Raw genomic sequence first — 14,907 nt, 5'->3', positions numbered from 1 at the left:
CTAAGCCGTGACCAGATTGCTGAGCGTGTCGCACAAGACATTCCTGATGGCGCTTATGTCAATCTCGGTATTGGCCTACCAACCAAGATTTCCAATTATCTGCCTGCGGATAAAGATATATTCCTGCATTCTGAAAATGGCTTGCTCGCATTTGGTCCGCCTCCTGCCAAAGGTGAAGAAGATCCCGAGCTGATCAATGCGGGTAAGGAATACGTCACCATGCTGACGGGTGGTAGCTTTTTCCATCATGGTGATTCCTTTGCCATGATGCGCGGTGGTCATTTGGATATTGCAGTACTCGGTGCTTTCCAAGTGGCAGCCAATGGTGATCTCGCCAACTGGCATACTGGTACAGCAGATGCGATTCCTGCGGTGGGTGGTGCCATGGATCTGGCTGTCGGTGCCAAGAAAGTATTTATCACCACCGATCACAACACCAAGCAAGGTGAACCCAAGATTGTTGAAGCGCTTTCATATCCAGCAACGGGATTGAAATGTGTTGATCGTATTTATACCGACCTGTGTGTGATTGATGTGACTACAGACGGTTTAAAAGTGATTGAGAAAGTGGATGGTTTGAGCTTTGAGGAGTTACAGGCATTGACGGGTGCTCAGTTGATTGATGCGACTGATCCATAAACCTGCACTGCTGCAAAACGTTTCCCGTAATTGACTATCGTGACAGGCGACATGGATGTCGCCCGTTGAACAGGGAGGCAAGGAAGCCTCCTCTGTTCAACAAAGATTTTTGGTTACTTTTTTAAAAAAGTGACGAAAACGAGCTGTTGGTATGGAATTAAATGCATTAAGACTCCGTCATAGCTAGTTCTTATTAATTAATGGCGAGTGCTACTACCGCCATTGCCCGTATATGAAAGTGGTTTTCGAAACCCGTTTGTATAGGCAATACCTTACTTTTGAAAGGTCAAAAGTAACAAAAACCTTTGTTACTCAGACACAACCTCCCTGTTGTGCTGAGTAACGAGGCGACATCCATGTCGCCACCGCGAAATACCTAAGGAGAATGGCTGAAAGGCCCGAAGTAAAGGACAAGATTCAAAATGAAAAACGCTTATATCATCGATGCCATCCGTACCCCCTTCGGTCGTTATGCTGGCGGATTAGCTCCAGTACGTGCTGACGACTTGGGAGCGATTCCGATTCAGGCTTTGATGCAACGTAATCCAAGTGTCGATTGGCAACACGTCGATGATGTGATCTATGGCTGTGCCAATCAGGCAGGTGAAGACAACCGTAATGTCGGACGTATGTCAGCACTATTGGCAGGTTTGCCTTATCAAGTACCCGCCACCACAGTGAACCGTTTATGTGGTTCGTCACTGGATGCGATTGCGATGGCTGCCCGTGCCATTAAAGCCAATGAAGCAGACCTGATTATTGCGGGTGGTGTGGAAAGTATGAGCCGTGCGCCCTATGTGATGGGTAAATCCGACAGCGCCTTTGGCCGTAGTCAAAAGATTGAAGACACCACCATGGGCTGGCGTTTTATCAATCCAAAACTCAAAGAATTGTATGGCATCGACAGCATGCCGCAAACCGCAGAAAACGTGGCGGAACAATTTAACATTAATCGTGCCGATCAAGACCTGTTTGCCCTGAACAGCCAACAACGTACTGCAACGGCGCAGGCCAAGGGCTTCTTTGCCCGAGAAATCATCCCTGTGACGATTCCACAGCGTAAAGGTGATGCAGTTGTGGTGAATCGCGATGAGCATCCACGTGCATCAACCACGTTAGAAGCACTAACTAAACTTAAGGGTGTAGTTAAAGCTGAAGGCACTGTGACAGCAGGTAATGCCTCTGGGATTAATGACGGTGCTGCTGCCTTGCTGATTGCTTCAGATGACGCAGTGAAAAAATATCAACTTAAGCCACGCGCCAAAATCATTACTGCTACAACCGTTGGTGTTGAACCACGGATTATGGGTTTTGCGCCTGCACCTGCCATCAAGAAATTACTGAAACAGGCCAATCTCAAGCTAGAACAAATGGACGTGATTGAACTAAACGAAGCTTTTGCAGCACAAGCTTTAGCCGTCACTCGTGATTTAGGCTTGAGTGATGATGATGCACGAATTAATCCGAATGGTGGTGCGATTGCTTTGGGTCATCCGTTGGGTGCTTCTGGTGCACGTCTAGTCACCACCGCGTTGAATCAGCTTGAACAGATCAAAGGTCAGTACGCCCTGTGTTCGATGTGTATTGGTGTTGGTCAGGGCATTGCCTTGATTATTGAACGTATCGAACAGAATTAAGGAAGACCTCATGCCCACTTTTCAATCTGCGGATGCACAGATCAACTATCAAAGCTTTGGCGATCCCAGCTCCCCTGCACTGGTATTTTCCAACTCTTTAGGCACCAACTATGGCATGTGGCAAAAGCAGTTCAATGATTTTAAAGAACGATTTTATGTGATTTGTTATGACACACGCGGTCATGGTTCATCTTCGACGCCAACAGGCCCATATACCCTGCAACAACTGGGTGAAGACGTGATTCGCCTACTCGATCATTTAAAGATTGAAAAAGCCAATTTCTGCGGTATTTCCATGGGTGGAATAACAGGTCAATGGCTTGCTATTCATTATCCAGAACGTTTTCAGCGAGTGGTTGTGAGTAATACCGCTGCAAAAATTGGACAGGAACAAGCATGGCTGGATCGTGCCCAACTGGTTCGAAAGCAAGGTTTAGTTCCAATCGCTACAACAGCAGCTTCACGCTGGTTTACAGATCCCTTTATCCAAAGCCATCCTGCAATTGTCAATCACCTGTGTAACGACTTAAGTGCTGGCAGCGCGGACGGTTATGCCAATTGTTGTGAGGCTTTGGCTAAGGCGGATGTCTGCGAGCAACTCAAAGACATCCACATTCCTGTTTTGGTGATTGCAGGAAAGCAAGACCCTGTCACTACAGTGGCGGATGGTCAATTTATGCAACAACAGATACCACAATCGCAACTGGTCGAAATAGATGCTTCGCATATTTCAAATATTGAGCAGGCTGAAACCTTCAATCATATTTTAAAAGACTTTCTGACTGATTAGCAGATAAATTGAAGCATTAAAAAATGGCCATTTCAGGCCATTTTTTAGATCTGAGATAAAGTTAGTATCGAATCATCACTGATTTAAGCTCAGTATAATCTTCAATAAATGCATCAGAAAATTCACGCCCCAGACCCGATGCTTTCACTCCACCAAAAGGCACCGATGGATCAAGAAAGGTATGCATATTGACCCAGACCGAACCCGCTTCAATTTGCGGGATTAGACGCAAGGCTTTAGCCAAATCATTGCTCCAAATACTGGCTGTTAAACCAAAACGGGAGTGATTCATCATCCGAATGAGTTCTTCATCATTTTCAAATGGAATAACGTCCACCACAGGGCCAAAGGTTTCTTCAATAAATAAGGGATCATCCACACCGAGTACCTTTAATAAAGTCGGCTCCACAAAATAACCCGTTCCTTGCAAAGCCTTACCGCCACAAATCACTTGCTTATTTTGATTGGCAAGGTCGAGATAATGTTTGACCTTGTCAAAATGTGGCTTATTGGAAAGTGGGCCAAACATGCTCGATTCATCCAGCGGTGAACCAATTTTTATCTGTTGAATTGCTCCTGTCAGCTTTTCTACAAATTCATCATATTTAGACTGATGTATAAAGAAACGCTCTGGCGCTGCACAGACTTGTCCTTGATGAACAAAAGTCGCTTGCAGTAAAGTCGGTAGGATTTCATCCAGATTGGCATCCGCTAAAATGGCTGCGGCATTTTTTCCACCGAGCTCCAGACTGACCCGAGTAAGATCATTCTTCATCGCTTGTTGCCCAATCGCAATACCTGTAGGAACTGAACCCGTAAACGAGACTTTTTTTACTAAAGGCGAATTTATTAAGTGTTGTCCAGTCTCCCCCTTACCTGTGACTATATTAATCACTCCTGCTGGAATGCCTGCTTCAATTGCAAGTTCAGCCAAACGCAATAATGACAAGGTGGTAAATTCACTTGGTTTTAGTACAATGGTACAACCCGTGGTTAATGCTGAACCAATTTTCCAGCATCCAATCATCAGAGAAAAATTCCATGGCACAATTCCAGCCACCACACCAACAGGTTGGCGCATACTATAAGCGGTATATTTTTCACCCTGCATGGAGGGAATTGACGGTTGCATAGTCTGACCATTGATCTTGGTCGCCCAGCCTGCAAAATACCTTAAAAATACAACCGTTTGTGCCACTTCCAAATGTCGCGCCAGATGAATCAATTTGCCCGTAGTTAAGGTTTCCAGTTGCGCTAATTCTTCTGCATGTAATTCCACTAAATCGGCTAATTTATTCAGCCGCAGACCACGTTCATAGGGTGATGTATTGGCCCACGCATTGCGAAAAGCATCATCGGCACTCTGAACAGCCTTGGCAACTTCATTTTGAGTCGCCATTGCAATGCTTGATACAATTTGTTCAGTGGCTGGATTGACCAGCTCAATCCGTTCAGCTGTTTCTGCGACAGTCATTTTACCGCCAATAAAATGGCCATGTTGACGTGCAATAAATTGCTGTACGCTGGCTAGAATTTGTACTTCGCTCATTTTATCTTCCACTTTTAATACCTATAGACAGCAATTAAGCAACTTGATTTAAAATAAAATCGGCACCACGCTCACCAATCATGATGGCAATCGCATTAGTATTTCCGCTTGGCACCTGCGGACAGATTGAACAGTCAATCACTCGCAAATTCTGGAAGCCATGTACTTTAAGGGTCTGGTCTGTGACTGAATCTTTTGGTGTATTGCCCATTTTGCAACTGCCTGCCGGGTGGTAAACGGTTTTAATGTTCTGGCGCATCCAGGCATCAATCGCTTCAATATTGTCAGGATCGGTATTTGCAGGTTCAATCACCGCTTGAACAATGGTTTTTAATGCAGGTTGCTGTAATAGACGTAATCCTGCCTGCACCGCACGAATATTGGCATCAACATCCTCTGGATGACCTAAATAATTGGGATCAACGATTGGTAAAGCATTCGGATCTTTACTACTCAAGCGGACGCTACCACGTGCTTTGGGTTGTACATGTCCCACCTTAATCGTTAGACCATGCGCTTGTGCTGCAGCCTTCTCCCCAGGGGTATTATCAAAATTATCCAGTACAGGCAGAAAATGGAACTGTACATCTGGTCGACCATTGTCATGGGTATCGATAAAACCACCACCCTCTAGAATATTTGAAGTCAACACACCTGAGCGAGTGAATTGCCATTGCAAAAAGTTCCGCACCGCTTTTAAGCCCTGATCTTCTCCAAGCAAACTATTCTGGGTAGTGACTGTTGCATTCACGGACATATGCAAATGATCATGGAAATTTTCCCCTACAGGGAGGTCTTGAATACATGCAATCCCGAGTTCATCTAAATGTTGCTTCGGCCCAATCCCTGACAGTAATAACACCTTAGGACTGCCAATCGCCCCCGCACTGACAATCACTTCTTTACGTGCTTTTACAGACACTGGGGCTTTGCCTGCAATGCTAAAAGTCACACCCGTGACTTGATCCGCGTGAGTTTCGATTTTATGCACCAGTGCATTGGTCATGACCCTAAGATCTGGATGATGCTCAACGGATTTTAAATAGGTTTTTGAGGTACTGGCTCTTTCGCCATTCTGTGTGGTGGTCTGATAAAATCCAACACCGGCTTGGTTCCAACCATTGAAATCGTTGACATAGTGCAGGCCCATTTGCTGCCCTGCCTGAATACAAGCAAGGGTTAAAGGATGGCGGTAACGGTTTTCACTGACCGCTAAGATGCCATTTTGTCCATGATATTCATCCGCCAGACTTTCATTTTTTTCAGCTTTTCTAAAAAATGGCAGTACATCTTGATAAGACCATTGCTCACAGCCCCATTCAGAGGCCCATAAATCATAGTCCTGACGCTGTCCACGGCAATACACCATGCCATTGACTGAACTGCCCCCCCCCATAACTTTGCCTTGTGCAAGAATCATTTCTCGCTGGTTGCAGTGTTGTTGTGGCACAGTCATATACGGCCAGGATTTTTGTTGAAAGACTTTGATCACTGTTGCAGGAATAGTATGGAACAGGCTGCTATCCTTGCTCCCTGCTTCAAGCACCAATACTCGGCCTGCATTGGCTTGTAATAAACGTGCTGCAACCACACAGCCCGCTGAACCCGCCCCAATAATGATATAGTCATATTCTGTGTTCATCATGCTTCCCTATGCTTCAAACTCCATGCCTAGGATTTGATCATCACTTACTGGTCTTGTTCTTGTTTAAACGTGACAGATATGATGCACAATTGTGACATGTGCAGCGTATTTAAAATAAATACCGTATTTAAATCTTCAGACGATATTGTTTAGGCGTCAGTCCAATCATCTTACGGAACAGTTTGGAAAAATGTGCACTGTCACCAAAACCCCATTTCAAAGCAATTTCGGTAATCGACAGACTTTTATTTTTGTTATCTTTTAATTCATACTGAATTTTTTTGATGCGATGTGTTTGAATAAATTGATGTACAGACTGCTGCTGATGTTCAAATAAACGATGTAACTGCCGCAGCGAAATGCCTAAGTGATCCGCAATCATGGTGGCATTTAAGCTTTGTTTGCTTAGGTGTTCAAAGATAAATCGTTCTGCTCTTATCTTGAGATGATCGGCAATTTCAACATTTTTATAATTAATGGTTGGCTTAATCAGGGCAATCAAAGCATCTTCAAAAGCATTCTCATCCTCTTTTGCATACCAGAGTTCAATCTTTTCAGGTGACAGATTCTGCAGCATGCACTTCAATAAATGTCCACTCATATTCGAAGTAATCAATTTGCCAAAATGATCGACCGTAATGCCTTGTCTGAACAATTTCTCCCGTGACAAATGAACCGATACATGGCTAAACAAGCCTTGTGGATACATATCAATCGTTTCGTCTGGATCAAGTAATGCAACGTCCCCTTCATTTAGCTGAATGCTTTGGTCTTTATATGCAATGCGCATCTTGCCTGTGTATTGGATCAGTAAGAAACATAAACGGTCTTGGACTCGATCAGGCATTCCGCTTTTTCTAGAAATATGGCTGGCATTACTTTTGATAAATGCCACCTCAGTCTCGCCCAATAAAAAAGACTTTACTTCGCCAATAAATAAATTACCGTGTTTATCAAAAGTCGTCTCAAAATCACCACAAACCTTTTGAATACATTCGGTCCACTGCAACATTTCATTTTTTTGATCTTGATTCATATCCATTTCCCTCGGATAGATCGATTTAATCTTTTGCGTAATTACACTGATCTCTCTTTTCGTTCAGTTAAAATGTGAGGGAAAAATCACCAACAGCGACCGACAAATTCATGTACAAATTTGCCGGTAACTGAAAGCTTAGATAATCCCTGCAATATCCTTCAAAATTTTAATAAAAATCTGTTTTTCTTGTTCAGGATATTTTTCAAACACCTCATTTTGATGGCTATCGGCAATATCAAACAGATAATGTGCGGTTTTCTTGCCCTTTTCAGTGAGTTTGAAAAAGCCATCAGTTTCGATCAGCAAACCATCTTTTTTCAGGATTGATGCTGCCTGCTCCACTTCGCGCATCGGCATGGCAATATCACGCGGTAAATCTGCTTTATTGGATGCCGTACCACTCCCCAATACCAGTAATAAACGCGCTTCACTGGTACGGAATCCTGTCACTAGCTGTTTTGGAATATAATCAGTTTGATAGAATTTGAATGCACGGCTCATCAAATAACAGACATTGCTATATAAATGCCCTTGATGCATTTCACCAACATCTTCAGCTTCAACGGTGTCTTTTAACTGCAATAACGGATGTGGAATCACCCCCGAATAGGCCCCTTGGTGATACACCAACGGACTGCGTCCTTCATCACGCAAACGTACCACTTTACCAATAATAATCCAGTGATCACCGCCTTCAATCACCTCATGGCGTTCACATTCAAACACCGCAGAACAGTGATCTAAAATCGGGGCCTGACCTGAACCGATTTGATAACCAGTGCCTTCATATTTATCAATATTACGGCGTGAAAATTTATTGGACAGCTCAATTTGTGAGCCTGATAAGATGTTGACTGCAAAATGCGTGGCTTGCTCAAACACAGGGAAACTGGACGAGTTTTTGTCAATACTCCATAAGATCAACGGTGGATCTAGCGACACTGAATTAAAACTATTGGCGGTCACCCCGACCTTTTCACCCTGTGCATTTTGTGCAGTGACAATGGTGACGCCTGTGGCAAAATTGCCCAAAGCACGTCTGAACTGCATTGGATCTATTGTGATTTCATCCATTGATTTTAGTGAATTCATTCTTCTCTCCTGAATCTTTTGTCCTACTTGGGCCGTTCGCTGTACCTAAATCCCTTAAATATCCAGTACCAATCGTGCCGATTTGGAACGTGAACAGCACACCAGAATTTGCTCATTACTGGCCTTTTCTTCATCGGTAAAATACACATCGCGATGGTCTGGCTCACCTTCGATTACATCGCACATACAGGTACCGCAAACGCCTTGTTCACAGGACATTTCAATCTCAATGCCTTCACGTGCCAAGGCCTGTAAAATGGTTTCTTCAGCATCAACCAGAATGATCTTGCCACTTTGCTGAGCCACCACCTCAAAGGCATCACCGCCAGTTTCCACCTCAACCTGAAAATATTCCTTATGAATCTGCTGTTCAGGGAAATGTTGAGTGAGGGCTAGATTAATCACCCAATCCATAAAACCATTGGGACCACAGGTATAAATATGGCTGTCTGGATCAATATCCTGAATGGCAGATTGGAAAAACTCGCGGTGACTCGCCCCTTCTGATTTAAAATGGAAAGTGGTGAAAGGTGCCAAGATGCCATGTTTAATTTCATCGACAAAAGCACAACGTTCTGGGCTCGCACCGCAGTAATGCAGTTCAAAAGAAGCCCCTTCCTGTGCCAATTGATAGGCCATGCTAATCAGAGGCGTAATCCCGATCCCCCCACCCACTAATACCGCATGTTTGGATTTGACCAGTGGAAACAGATTTTTCGGTTCGCTAACCTGAATCTGCATGCCATCTTTTAAATCATCAAATGCCGACACTGAACCACCACGTGATTCAGGATCGCGTAAAATCCCAAGTCGGAACGTCCCGACATCATTTGGGTTCTGACATAATGAGTACTGACGCACCATGCCATTGGGCAGGTGCACGTCGATATGTGAACCTGCTTCAATTTTGGGTAATACGGTCGAATTTGCAGATTCAAACTCCATGACTGCAACATTTCCACCTTCGACATGACGGTTTTTTACCACCACGTTATACAGTATTGTCATGATTTCTCTCCCTGATATGCATCTCGCCGAAGGCTTAACGCATAAATAATCCACCGTTAATATCCCATGTTGCCCCAGTCACAAAAGCTGCACTTGGACTGGCCAATAAAGCACAGGTTTCCGCAATAAACTCCATGCTACCTAAAGCTTTGACGGGGATATTTTGAATAAACTGCGCCATTTTCTCGTCAGACACCACGCTATGCACAATCGGTGATTCCATCGGTCCAGGGGCAATCGCATTTACGGTCACCCCTTTAGCGGCAAACTCTTTGGCAAAGATCTTGGTCAGAGTAATGATTGCACCTTTAGTTGAGGCATAATGTGCGCCCGTGGCAGTGCCGCCATTTTGCCCTGCCAAAGATGCCATATTGACGATACGACCATAACCTTGATCGGCCATATATTTGCCAATAATCTGGCAAGACTGGAACGTGCCACGCTGATTCACTTGCGTGATCAGGTCAAAATCCGCTGCACTAATCTCTAAAACAGGGGTTGCCTTGGTCATGGTGGCATTGTTAATCAACACATCCAGTTTCGAGAATGTCTGCTGAATCCACTGCACGGCGGCATGAAAATCCGCTTCCACTGAAATATCCAGTTTTAAGGCAGACATATTCTGTGCATGTGGACTGCGTGCTTTGGCCTGTTCAGCCTTCTCTAAAGTACTGGCAGACACAATCACCTGATGTCCCTGCGCTGCAAAATATTCGGCAATGACATTCCCTAAACCTGAAGCGGCACCTGTGACTAAAACAACCTGTTTCATTTTTTGCTCCTAGAGAATGTAGCTGATACCCGCCAAGCTATCGGTCGAGTTGACTAAATTGATAATTTTACGGTTGATTTTGAAGCCTTGTTCCGCATCACGAACCAGATGAAAAGTCACGTCAGCGGTATAATGTTTCAGATTTTCTTTACGGAACTCACGCAGATTTTGTGCGCAACGTAGAATGATTTCACCATCTTCATGTTTAAGAATACGAACGCGTGACACACTACGTACCGTATTGGCTTTTGGAGAGGCTGAAATCGCTTCGCCATTTTCCAGACGGGCAACACGTAATTTACGCATGTGATGATCGTCATAGGCATAGTTCAGATTATTTTCATAATCGGTCAGTTTCGGATCAATCGGGATGATGTACACGCCTTTTTCATTCCACAGATCCAGCCAAGTATCATGTTCAGAATGGTCCAGCATATCGGCTTCGGCCCAGACAAATGCAGTCACTTCATTGAGTAAATTTAGATCGATTTTCATGGCGCTCTCCTTAAGCCGTCATCAACTTTTTCCACTGCTGATAAGCAGCACGCATCCCAGTTTCAGCACTGACATCGCTCTTTAAGCCATCTTCAGTTTTGACTTCACCGGGCAAACCGCGATTCAGCATGATCCATAAATCATTCCCTGCATTGGCACCATGTTGTACACGCTCCCATGCTTCCGAATCATCAGGTGTACCAAAACCAAACGGCCCTTGGAAATGTTCATGCAGACGTAAACGATACTGATTGGCAATTTGTGGACCACCATCCATGGTAATCACAGAGTGATGAATTTCAGTTTCATTAACCGAAATGGGTTGCATCACTCGGAAAAACGCCATCGAACAGGCAATATTCGGGAAAATGTTCAAATTAAATCCGGAACCACCTACCGCGCGCACAATACGGCGTACTTCCAGTTCTTCATGTCCTTCATCACGTAAGGCTTGAGCCAGGTCTTCAAAACGTTCCTGAATCGGACGTTCCATCAATTCTTCATCCAGATCAACCAGTTCAGGAATCATCACCATCACACTGTGACCATTGCCGAGGTCTTCAACATAGCCGGACTGATTTTCAAAGTTAAACAGTTCTTCGGTTTTTTCATCGACTGAACTGAGGAATGACTTGTGCACCAATGGGAAGTGGTAAGCATCGGTGGTATTTTCCAGCTGGATTTTCCAGTTCCCCGGGAAACGGAAACGATGCTCACCCAACACCTTAATTGGATAACCTGCGCCTTGTTTCATGAATAAGTCGATCCATTTTTTCGCAGCGCCGAGGAAATCTTCTAAAGGTTCAATATCCTGTTTAAAGGTGGCGAAAATCATGCCGTTGTATTCTTCAACCCGTAGGCTGATCAATGGAAACTCTGATTTATCCAGACATTCACCATAGCTTTCAGGTGACGGTACGCCACGTAATGAACCATCCAGTGCATAGCTCCAGCCATGATACGGACACACAAAACTGTTGGTTTTACCTTTTTTATGTTCGCATACAGTGGCAGCACGATGGCGACAGCGGTTTAGCAAGACATGCACTTTCTTCTTGCGATCACGTACCACCACCACAGGTTGCTTACCAATATTGATGGTTTTATAGCTGCCTGCATCTGGGATTTCACTGGCATGCGCCACCCAGACCCATGTGCTGTAATAAATTTTTTCCATCTCATCTTCAAAGATACGTTCATCTTTATATAAAGAGGTATGCGCACGATCACTTTGCACTAAGCTACTGTAATCCATCTCAATATTCTGCATTGGAATAATACTGCTGTTCATATCCATGATCCTTTTCGATTATCAGTTATTGCTGAGACGGCACTGGCAATATGGCTGTGCTGTCCCAGTGAGATACAGGGCGACTAAAAATATTTTCAGTCTGAAAATGTTTGATCTTCCAACGTCCATCCTGTTGCTGTTTAAACTGCACCGTGAGTTTGGCGGCATTTAAATGGCTACGACCATCACGGAAAGTTGAGGTCTGCAACATCATCCAACTGGCATTGGCTTGATCGGCTTCGATATACATTTGTTCTGAACTGACAAAATGCGCATTCATGACAAAATGTGATTGCTGTTGGGTATAACTTTTGAACATGCCATAAATGGCTTGCCAAGACGCATAACGGCCAAAAGACTGGGCATATTTCTCACCAATGCCTTCCCAAATGCTGTCTTGATCAAATAAATCCATCAATTCATTCAGGTCGGTATCAGCATTCAAGGCATCACAAATTTCCATATAACGATTGATACAGTTACGGATCGCATTTTGAGCTTCAAGCTGTTGCAAGCGTTGTAACAGTTCCGTTATATCCATTGGCGCATTCATGTCATTCATCCTTGTTGCCGCACGAGTTGATAAAATCTGGCTTATAAATAACCGGGTGCCGGCTTCATACCGAAGCTGACCAGCCCAGCATTTTGCAAAGTGGCATCGCCCATAAAGGCATGTTGGGTCACTACATTGGTATCATTCACAAAACGGCTAAACGGGTTATGGGTATAAATCGCGGTCATCCCTGCCAACATCTGGATTTTGCGGGTCACACGTGCACAAACCCGTGCCACATGGGTACAAGACAAACGCATATCACTGATCTGTTCCGCGCTTGGGTTACGTCCTGCCAGTACTTCATTCCAAACAATCTGCATGGTGTCGTAGAACCAGACGCGTGCCGCCTTAAACTCTGCTTCGACTTGGGCAAATTCATATTGCGTCACTGGACGACTGGCAATTTCAGCGCCACCCGTAATTGAAGACTTGCCCGGTGCCAGTTTTTGAAATTCCTCGATCGCTGCGGCTGCGACACCAATCCCGACCACAGTTAGGACTTGAGTGGCTAAAGATAAAGATGGATATTTAAAAAATGGCTCAGGCAGTTTTGAAGGTTCACCACGGACAAAGGTCCATTCCTTCGCTACCAGCACCTCTTTCACCACCAGATCATGACTGCCTGTACCCTTCAGACCAACCGTATCCCAAGTCATATCAATCTGTGCTTTATTGGCTGGCATCACCGCCATACGTGGTAAACCTTGGGCTTCATTGTCCTTTTGTGGTGAAATCCCGACACCAACAATATCTGCACCCATACAGCCACTGGAAAATTTCCAACGTCCGCTCACCACCACGCCATCATCGGTAATTTCGGCAGGTTGTGGCGGGAAAATGCCACCAGCAAACACGATGTCTGGACTGTCTTTATACAATTGCTCAAGTGTTGCTTCTGGCAAACTGCCCAAATAGGCAGGACTCATACCAAAACTTGCGACCCACCCCACGGAACCATCAGCTTTGGACAGTTGTTCGATCAATTCACAAAACTGTTTGGGTGACCATTCATTGCCACCAAAACGTTTCGGCACCAAAGCACGATAAACACCAATCTGTTTGAGTTTCTCGATAATGTCCTGACTGACATAAGCTTGGTTATCGAACTCTCCCGTACAGGCACGTTCACGAATTTCTTGACACAAGCGCTCTAATTCCGTTGTGGTTGTGTCCATGACAAATTCCTTTATCGATAAGTTATTCATTCCCTCATTCCTTTTCGGTTATTGCGCTGCACTCACGATATATGCCGCAACAGCGCACAGATATTCATCGGCATTGTGTTTTGCCACGATTTGTAAACCCACAGGTTGACCATGTTCAGTTTGCAGCGGGATGGAAATTGCAGGGTGTCCAGACAGGTTAAAAGGCCGAACCAAACCCGTTAGATTTAAAAAAGCCAGCGTATTTTCAGCCTCTGCGACCTTAGGCGGTAACTGCGGTAAAGTCGGTAAAATCAAAGCGTCGTATTGATCGAGTAAGGCATCAATCTCAGCAGTGAAACTTGCTTTTACCTGCTCAGCCTGCTCGACTTGCGCCAAAGTGGTAGCAGCGGCCTTGAGTAAACGGGCATTAACATCTGTGCCAAGTAAGCCTGTTTGGGTTAACTCGCCATAGGCCTGCCAGTTTTCGTAATTGATGATCTGCATGCCTGCATCAAACGCAGCGTCAAAACTTTTCACCGTCACATGGATGGGGTGTAAATCAGCCTGAGCAAGATAGTGTTGGATGCACTCAGCCACAGTAGAATCCGCTTGTACATCCAGCCAAGCCAGTTTCGGTGCCTGAGTTAATTCGGTAGATTGATGGAAAGTTGGATCAATAATCTGCATTGCGGTTTCAATCATGTCGATTGAATTTGCAAAGGGGCCAACGCAATCCAATGAACTGGTTGCTGGATGTACACCTGCACGGCTGACACGCCCAAAAGTCGGCTTTAAACCGTAAACACCACAACAGGCTGCTGGCATACGAATAGAACCACCCGTATCGGTGCCTAAGGTGAAATCCGCCAGACCTGCTGCAACTGCCGCTGCCGAACCACTCGAAGAACCACCCGGAATCAGTTCAGGATATTTTGGATTCACTGCCGTACCAAACACATGGTTAATGCCTGTAATGCCAAAAGCCAGTTCGTGCAGATTGGTCTTGGCGGTAATTTGGCAATCCGCAGCGAGAATACGATCTACCACTGCTGCATTGCGAGTTGCAGCTTGGCTTTGCATTAAGGCTTTGCTGCCTGCCATGGTCTGCATGCCTTGAATATCGATGGAATCCTTGACCATGACTTTCAAAGCACCTGCGCCTTTTTGTACCTCTTGTACAATAATATTCATTCACTTTTCCATGTATTTTTATACTTAATACAAATATCGGAAAAAGTAATGTAATTGT

14 protein-coding genes are annotated in these 14,907 nt (G+C 44.7%); 3 read left to right on the top strand and 11 right to left on the bottom strand.

The genetic code is table 11. The features are described from left to right. The 3 genes from Aba26S_RS15275 to pcaD all read left to right on the top strand — a co-directional run. Nucleotides 1-639: 3-oxoacid CoA-transferase subunit B (locus Aba26S_RS15275; RefSeq protein ID WP_081408454.1), on the top strand; the 639-nt coding region annotated here is incomplete at its 5' end. Between the two features lie 422 nt (nt 640-1,061). Next, nucleotides 1,062-2,276, top strand: a complete 1,215-nt coding sequence (pcaF, locus tag Aba26S_RS15270) for a 3-oxoadipyl-CoA thiolase (RefSeq protein WP_043973171.1) — start codon at nt 1,062-1,064, stop codon at nt 2,274-2,276. Between the two features lie 10 nt (nt 2,277-2,286). Then, nucleotides 2,287-3,066 (top strand): 3-oxoadipate enol-lactonase, encoded by a 780-nt coding sequence (gene pcaD / locus Aba26S_RS15265; RefSeq protein ID WP_043973170.1) that lies wholly within the window; start codon nt 2,287-2,289, stop codon nt 3,064-3,066. A gap of 61 nt (nt 3,067-3,127) precedes the next feature. On the opposite strand, the gene Aba26S_RS15260 is transcribed toward pcaD, so the two are convergent. From Aba26S_RS15260 to Aba26S_RS15210, 11 genes are all read right to left on the bottom strand, one after another. Next, entirely contained in the window at nt 3,128-4,615 is a 1,488-nt protein-coding gene (locus Aba26S_RS15260; RefSeq protein WP_043973168.1) for an aldehyde dehydrogenase family protein, read from the bottom strand. A gap of 34 nt (nt 4,616-4,649) precedes the next feature. Next, nucleotides 4,650-6,257, bottom strand: a complete 1,608-nt coding sequence (locus Aba26S_RS15255) for a GMC family oxidoreductase (RefSeq protein WP_043973179.1) — start codon at nt 6,255-6,257, stop codon at nt 4,650-4,652. A 130-nt stretch (nt 6,258-6,387) separates the two neighbouring features. Beyond that, nucleotides 6,388-7,296: a transcriptional regulator FeaR gene (gene feaR, locus Aba26S_RS15250; RefSeq protein WP_043973167.1), complete on the bottom strand. Its 909-nt coding sequence runs from the start codon at nt 7,294-7,296 to the stop codon at nt 6,388-6,390. A 138-nt stretch (nt 7,297-7,434) separates the two neighbouring features. Beyond that, complete coding sequence (locus Aba26S_RS15245; RefSeq protein WP_043973165.1) at nt 7,435-8,391, bottom strand: p-hydroxyphenylacetate 3-hydroxylase reductase component; 957 nt, start codon at nt 8,389-8,391, stop codon at nt 7,435-7,437. Between the two features lie 54 nt (nt 8,392-8,445). After that, nucleotides 8,446-9,399: a PDR/VanB family oxidoreductase gene (locus Aba26S_RS15240; RefSeq protein WP_043973163.1), complete on the bottom strand. Its 954-nt coding sequence runs from the start codon at nt 9,397-9,399 to the stop codon at nt 8,446-8,448. Between the two features lie 34 nt (nt 9,400-9,433). Further along, on the bottom strand, nt 9,434-10,171 hold the full coding sequence (locus tag Aba26S_RS15235) for an SDR family NAD(P)-dependent oxidoreductase (RefSeq protein ID WP_043973161.1): 738 nt from the start codon (nt 10,169-10,171) through the stop codon (nt 9,434-9,436). A 9-nt stretch (nt 10,172-10,180) separates the two neighbouring features. Continuing rightward, nucleotides 10,181-10,666, bottom strand: coding sequence for an aromatic-ring-hydroxylating dioxygenase subunit beta (locus tag Aba26S_RS15230; RefSeq protein WP_043973159.1), 486 nt, complete (start codon nt 10,664-10,666; stop codon nt 10,181-10,183). Nucleotides 10,667-10,676: 10 nt separating this feature from the next. Then, a complete protein-coding gene (locus tag Aba26S_RS15225) occupies nt 10,677-11,957 on the bottom strand; it encodes a Rieske 2Fe-2S domain-containing protein (RefSeq protein WP_043973157.1) in 1,281 nt (426 codons plus the stop codon). Nucleotides 11,958-11,982: 25 nt separating this feature from the next. Next, on the bottom strand, nt 11,983-12,510 hold the full coding sequence (locus Aba26S_RS15220; protein WP_005238968.1) for a nuclear transport factor 2 family protein: 528 nt from the start codon (nt 12,508-12,510) through the stop codon (nt 11,983-11,985). Nucleotides 12,511-12,551: 41 nt separating this feature from the next. Then, the gene (locus Aba26S_RS15215; protein ID WP_043973154.1) at nt 12,552-13,718 is read right to left on the bottom strand and encodes an acyl-CoA dehydrogenase family protein; all 1,167 of its coding nucleotides are present in this window, start codon (nt 13,716-13,718) and stop codon (nt 12,552-12,554) included. Between the two features lie 18 nt (nt 13,719-13,736). Beyond that, nucleotides 13,737-14,849 carry an amidase gene (locus Aba26S_RS15210; RefSeq protein WP_043973152.1) on the bottom strand — a complete coding sequence of 371 codons (1,113 nt, stop codon included), beginning with the start codon at nt 14,847-14,849 and terminating at the stop codon, nt 13,737-13,739. Between the last annotated feature and the right edge of the window lie 58 nt (nt 14,850-14,907).

Origin of the sequence: Acinetobacter sp. NBRC 110496 (assembly GCF_000876115.1) — a bacterium.
GTDB lineage: Bacteria > Pseudomonadota > Gammaproteobacteria > Pseudomonadales > Moraxellaceae > Acinetobacter.
Note: the sequence above shows the minus strand (reverse complement) of the source record. Positions and strands in the feature narration are given on the sequence as shown.

Excerpts from the sequence above, each read along its gene's own strand:
- Aba26S_RS15255 (WP_043973179.1), bottom strand. The coding sequence starts at position 6,257 with ATGAACACAGAATATGACTATATCATTATTGGGGCGGGTTCAGCGGGC.
- Aba26S_RS15260 (WP_043973168.1), bottom strand. The coding sequence starts at position 4,615 with ATGAGCGAAGTACAAATTCTAGCCAGCGTACAGCAATTTATTGCACGT.
- Aba26S_RS15230 (WP_043973159.1), bottom strand. The coding sequence starts at position 10,666 with ATGAAAATCGATCTAAATTTACTCAATGAAGTGACTGCATTTGTCTGG.
- Aba26S_RS15220 (WP_005238968.1), bottom strand. The coding sequence starts at position 12,510 with ATGAATGCGCCAATGGATATAACGGAACTGTTACAACGCTTGCAACAG.
- Aba26S_RS15225 (WP_043973157.1), bottom strand. The coding sequence starts at position 11,957 with ATGAACAGCAGTATTATTCCAATGCAGAATATTGAGATGGATTACAGT.
- pcaD (WP_043973170.1), top strand. The coding sequence starts at position 2,287 with ATGCCCACTTTTCAATCTGCGGATGCACAGATCAACTATCAAAGCTTT.
- Aba26S_RS15245 (WP_043973165.1), bottom strand. The coding sequence starts at position 8,391 with ATGAATTCACTAAAATCAATGGATGAAATCACAATAGATCCAATGCAG.
- feaR (WP_043973167.1), bottom strand. The coding sequence starts at position 7,296 with ATGAATCAAGATCAAAAAAATGAAATGTTGCAGTGGACCGAATGTATT.
- pcaF (WP_043973171.1), top strand. The coding sequence starts at position 1,062 with ATGAAAAACGCTTATATCATCGATGCCATCCGTACCCCCTTCGGTCGT.
- Aba26S_RS15210 (WP_043973152.1), bottom strand. The coding sequence starts at position 14,849 with ATGAATATTATTGTACAAGAGGTACAAAAAGGCGCAGGTGCTTTGAAA.
- Aba26S_RS15235 (WP_043973161.1), bottom strand. The coding sequence starts at position 10,171 with ATGAAACAGGTTGTTTTAGTCACAGGTGCCGCTTCAGGTTTAGGGAAT.
- Aba26S_RS15240 (WP_043973163.1), bottom strand. The coding sequence starts at position 9,399 with ATGACAATACTGTATAACGTGGTGGTAAAAAACCGTCATGTCGAAGGT.
- Aba26S_RS15215 (WP_043973154.1), bottom strand. The coding sequence starts at position 13,718 with ATGAATAACTTATCGATAAAGGAATTTGTCATGGACACAACCACAACG.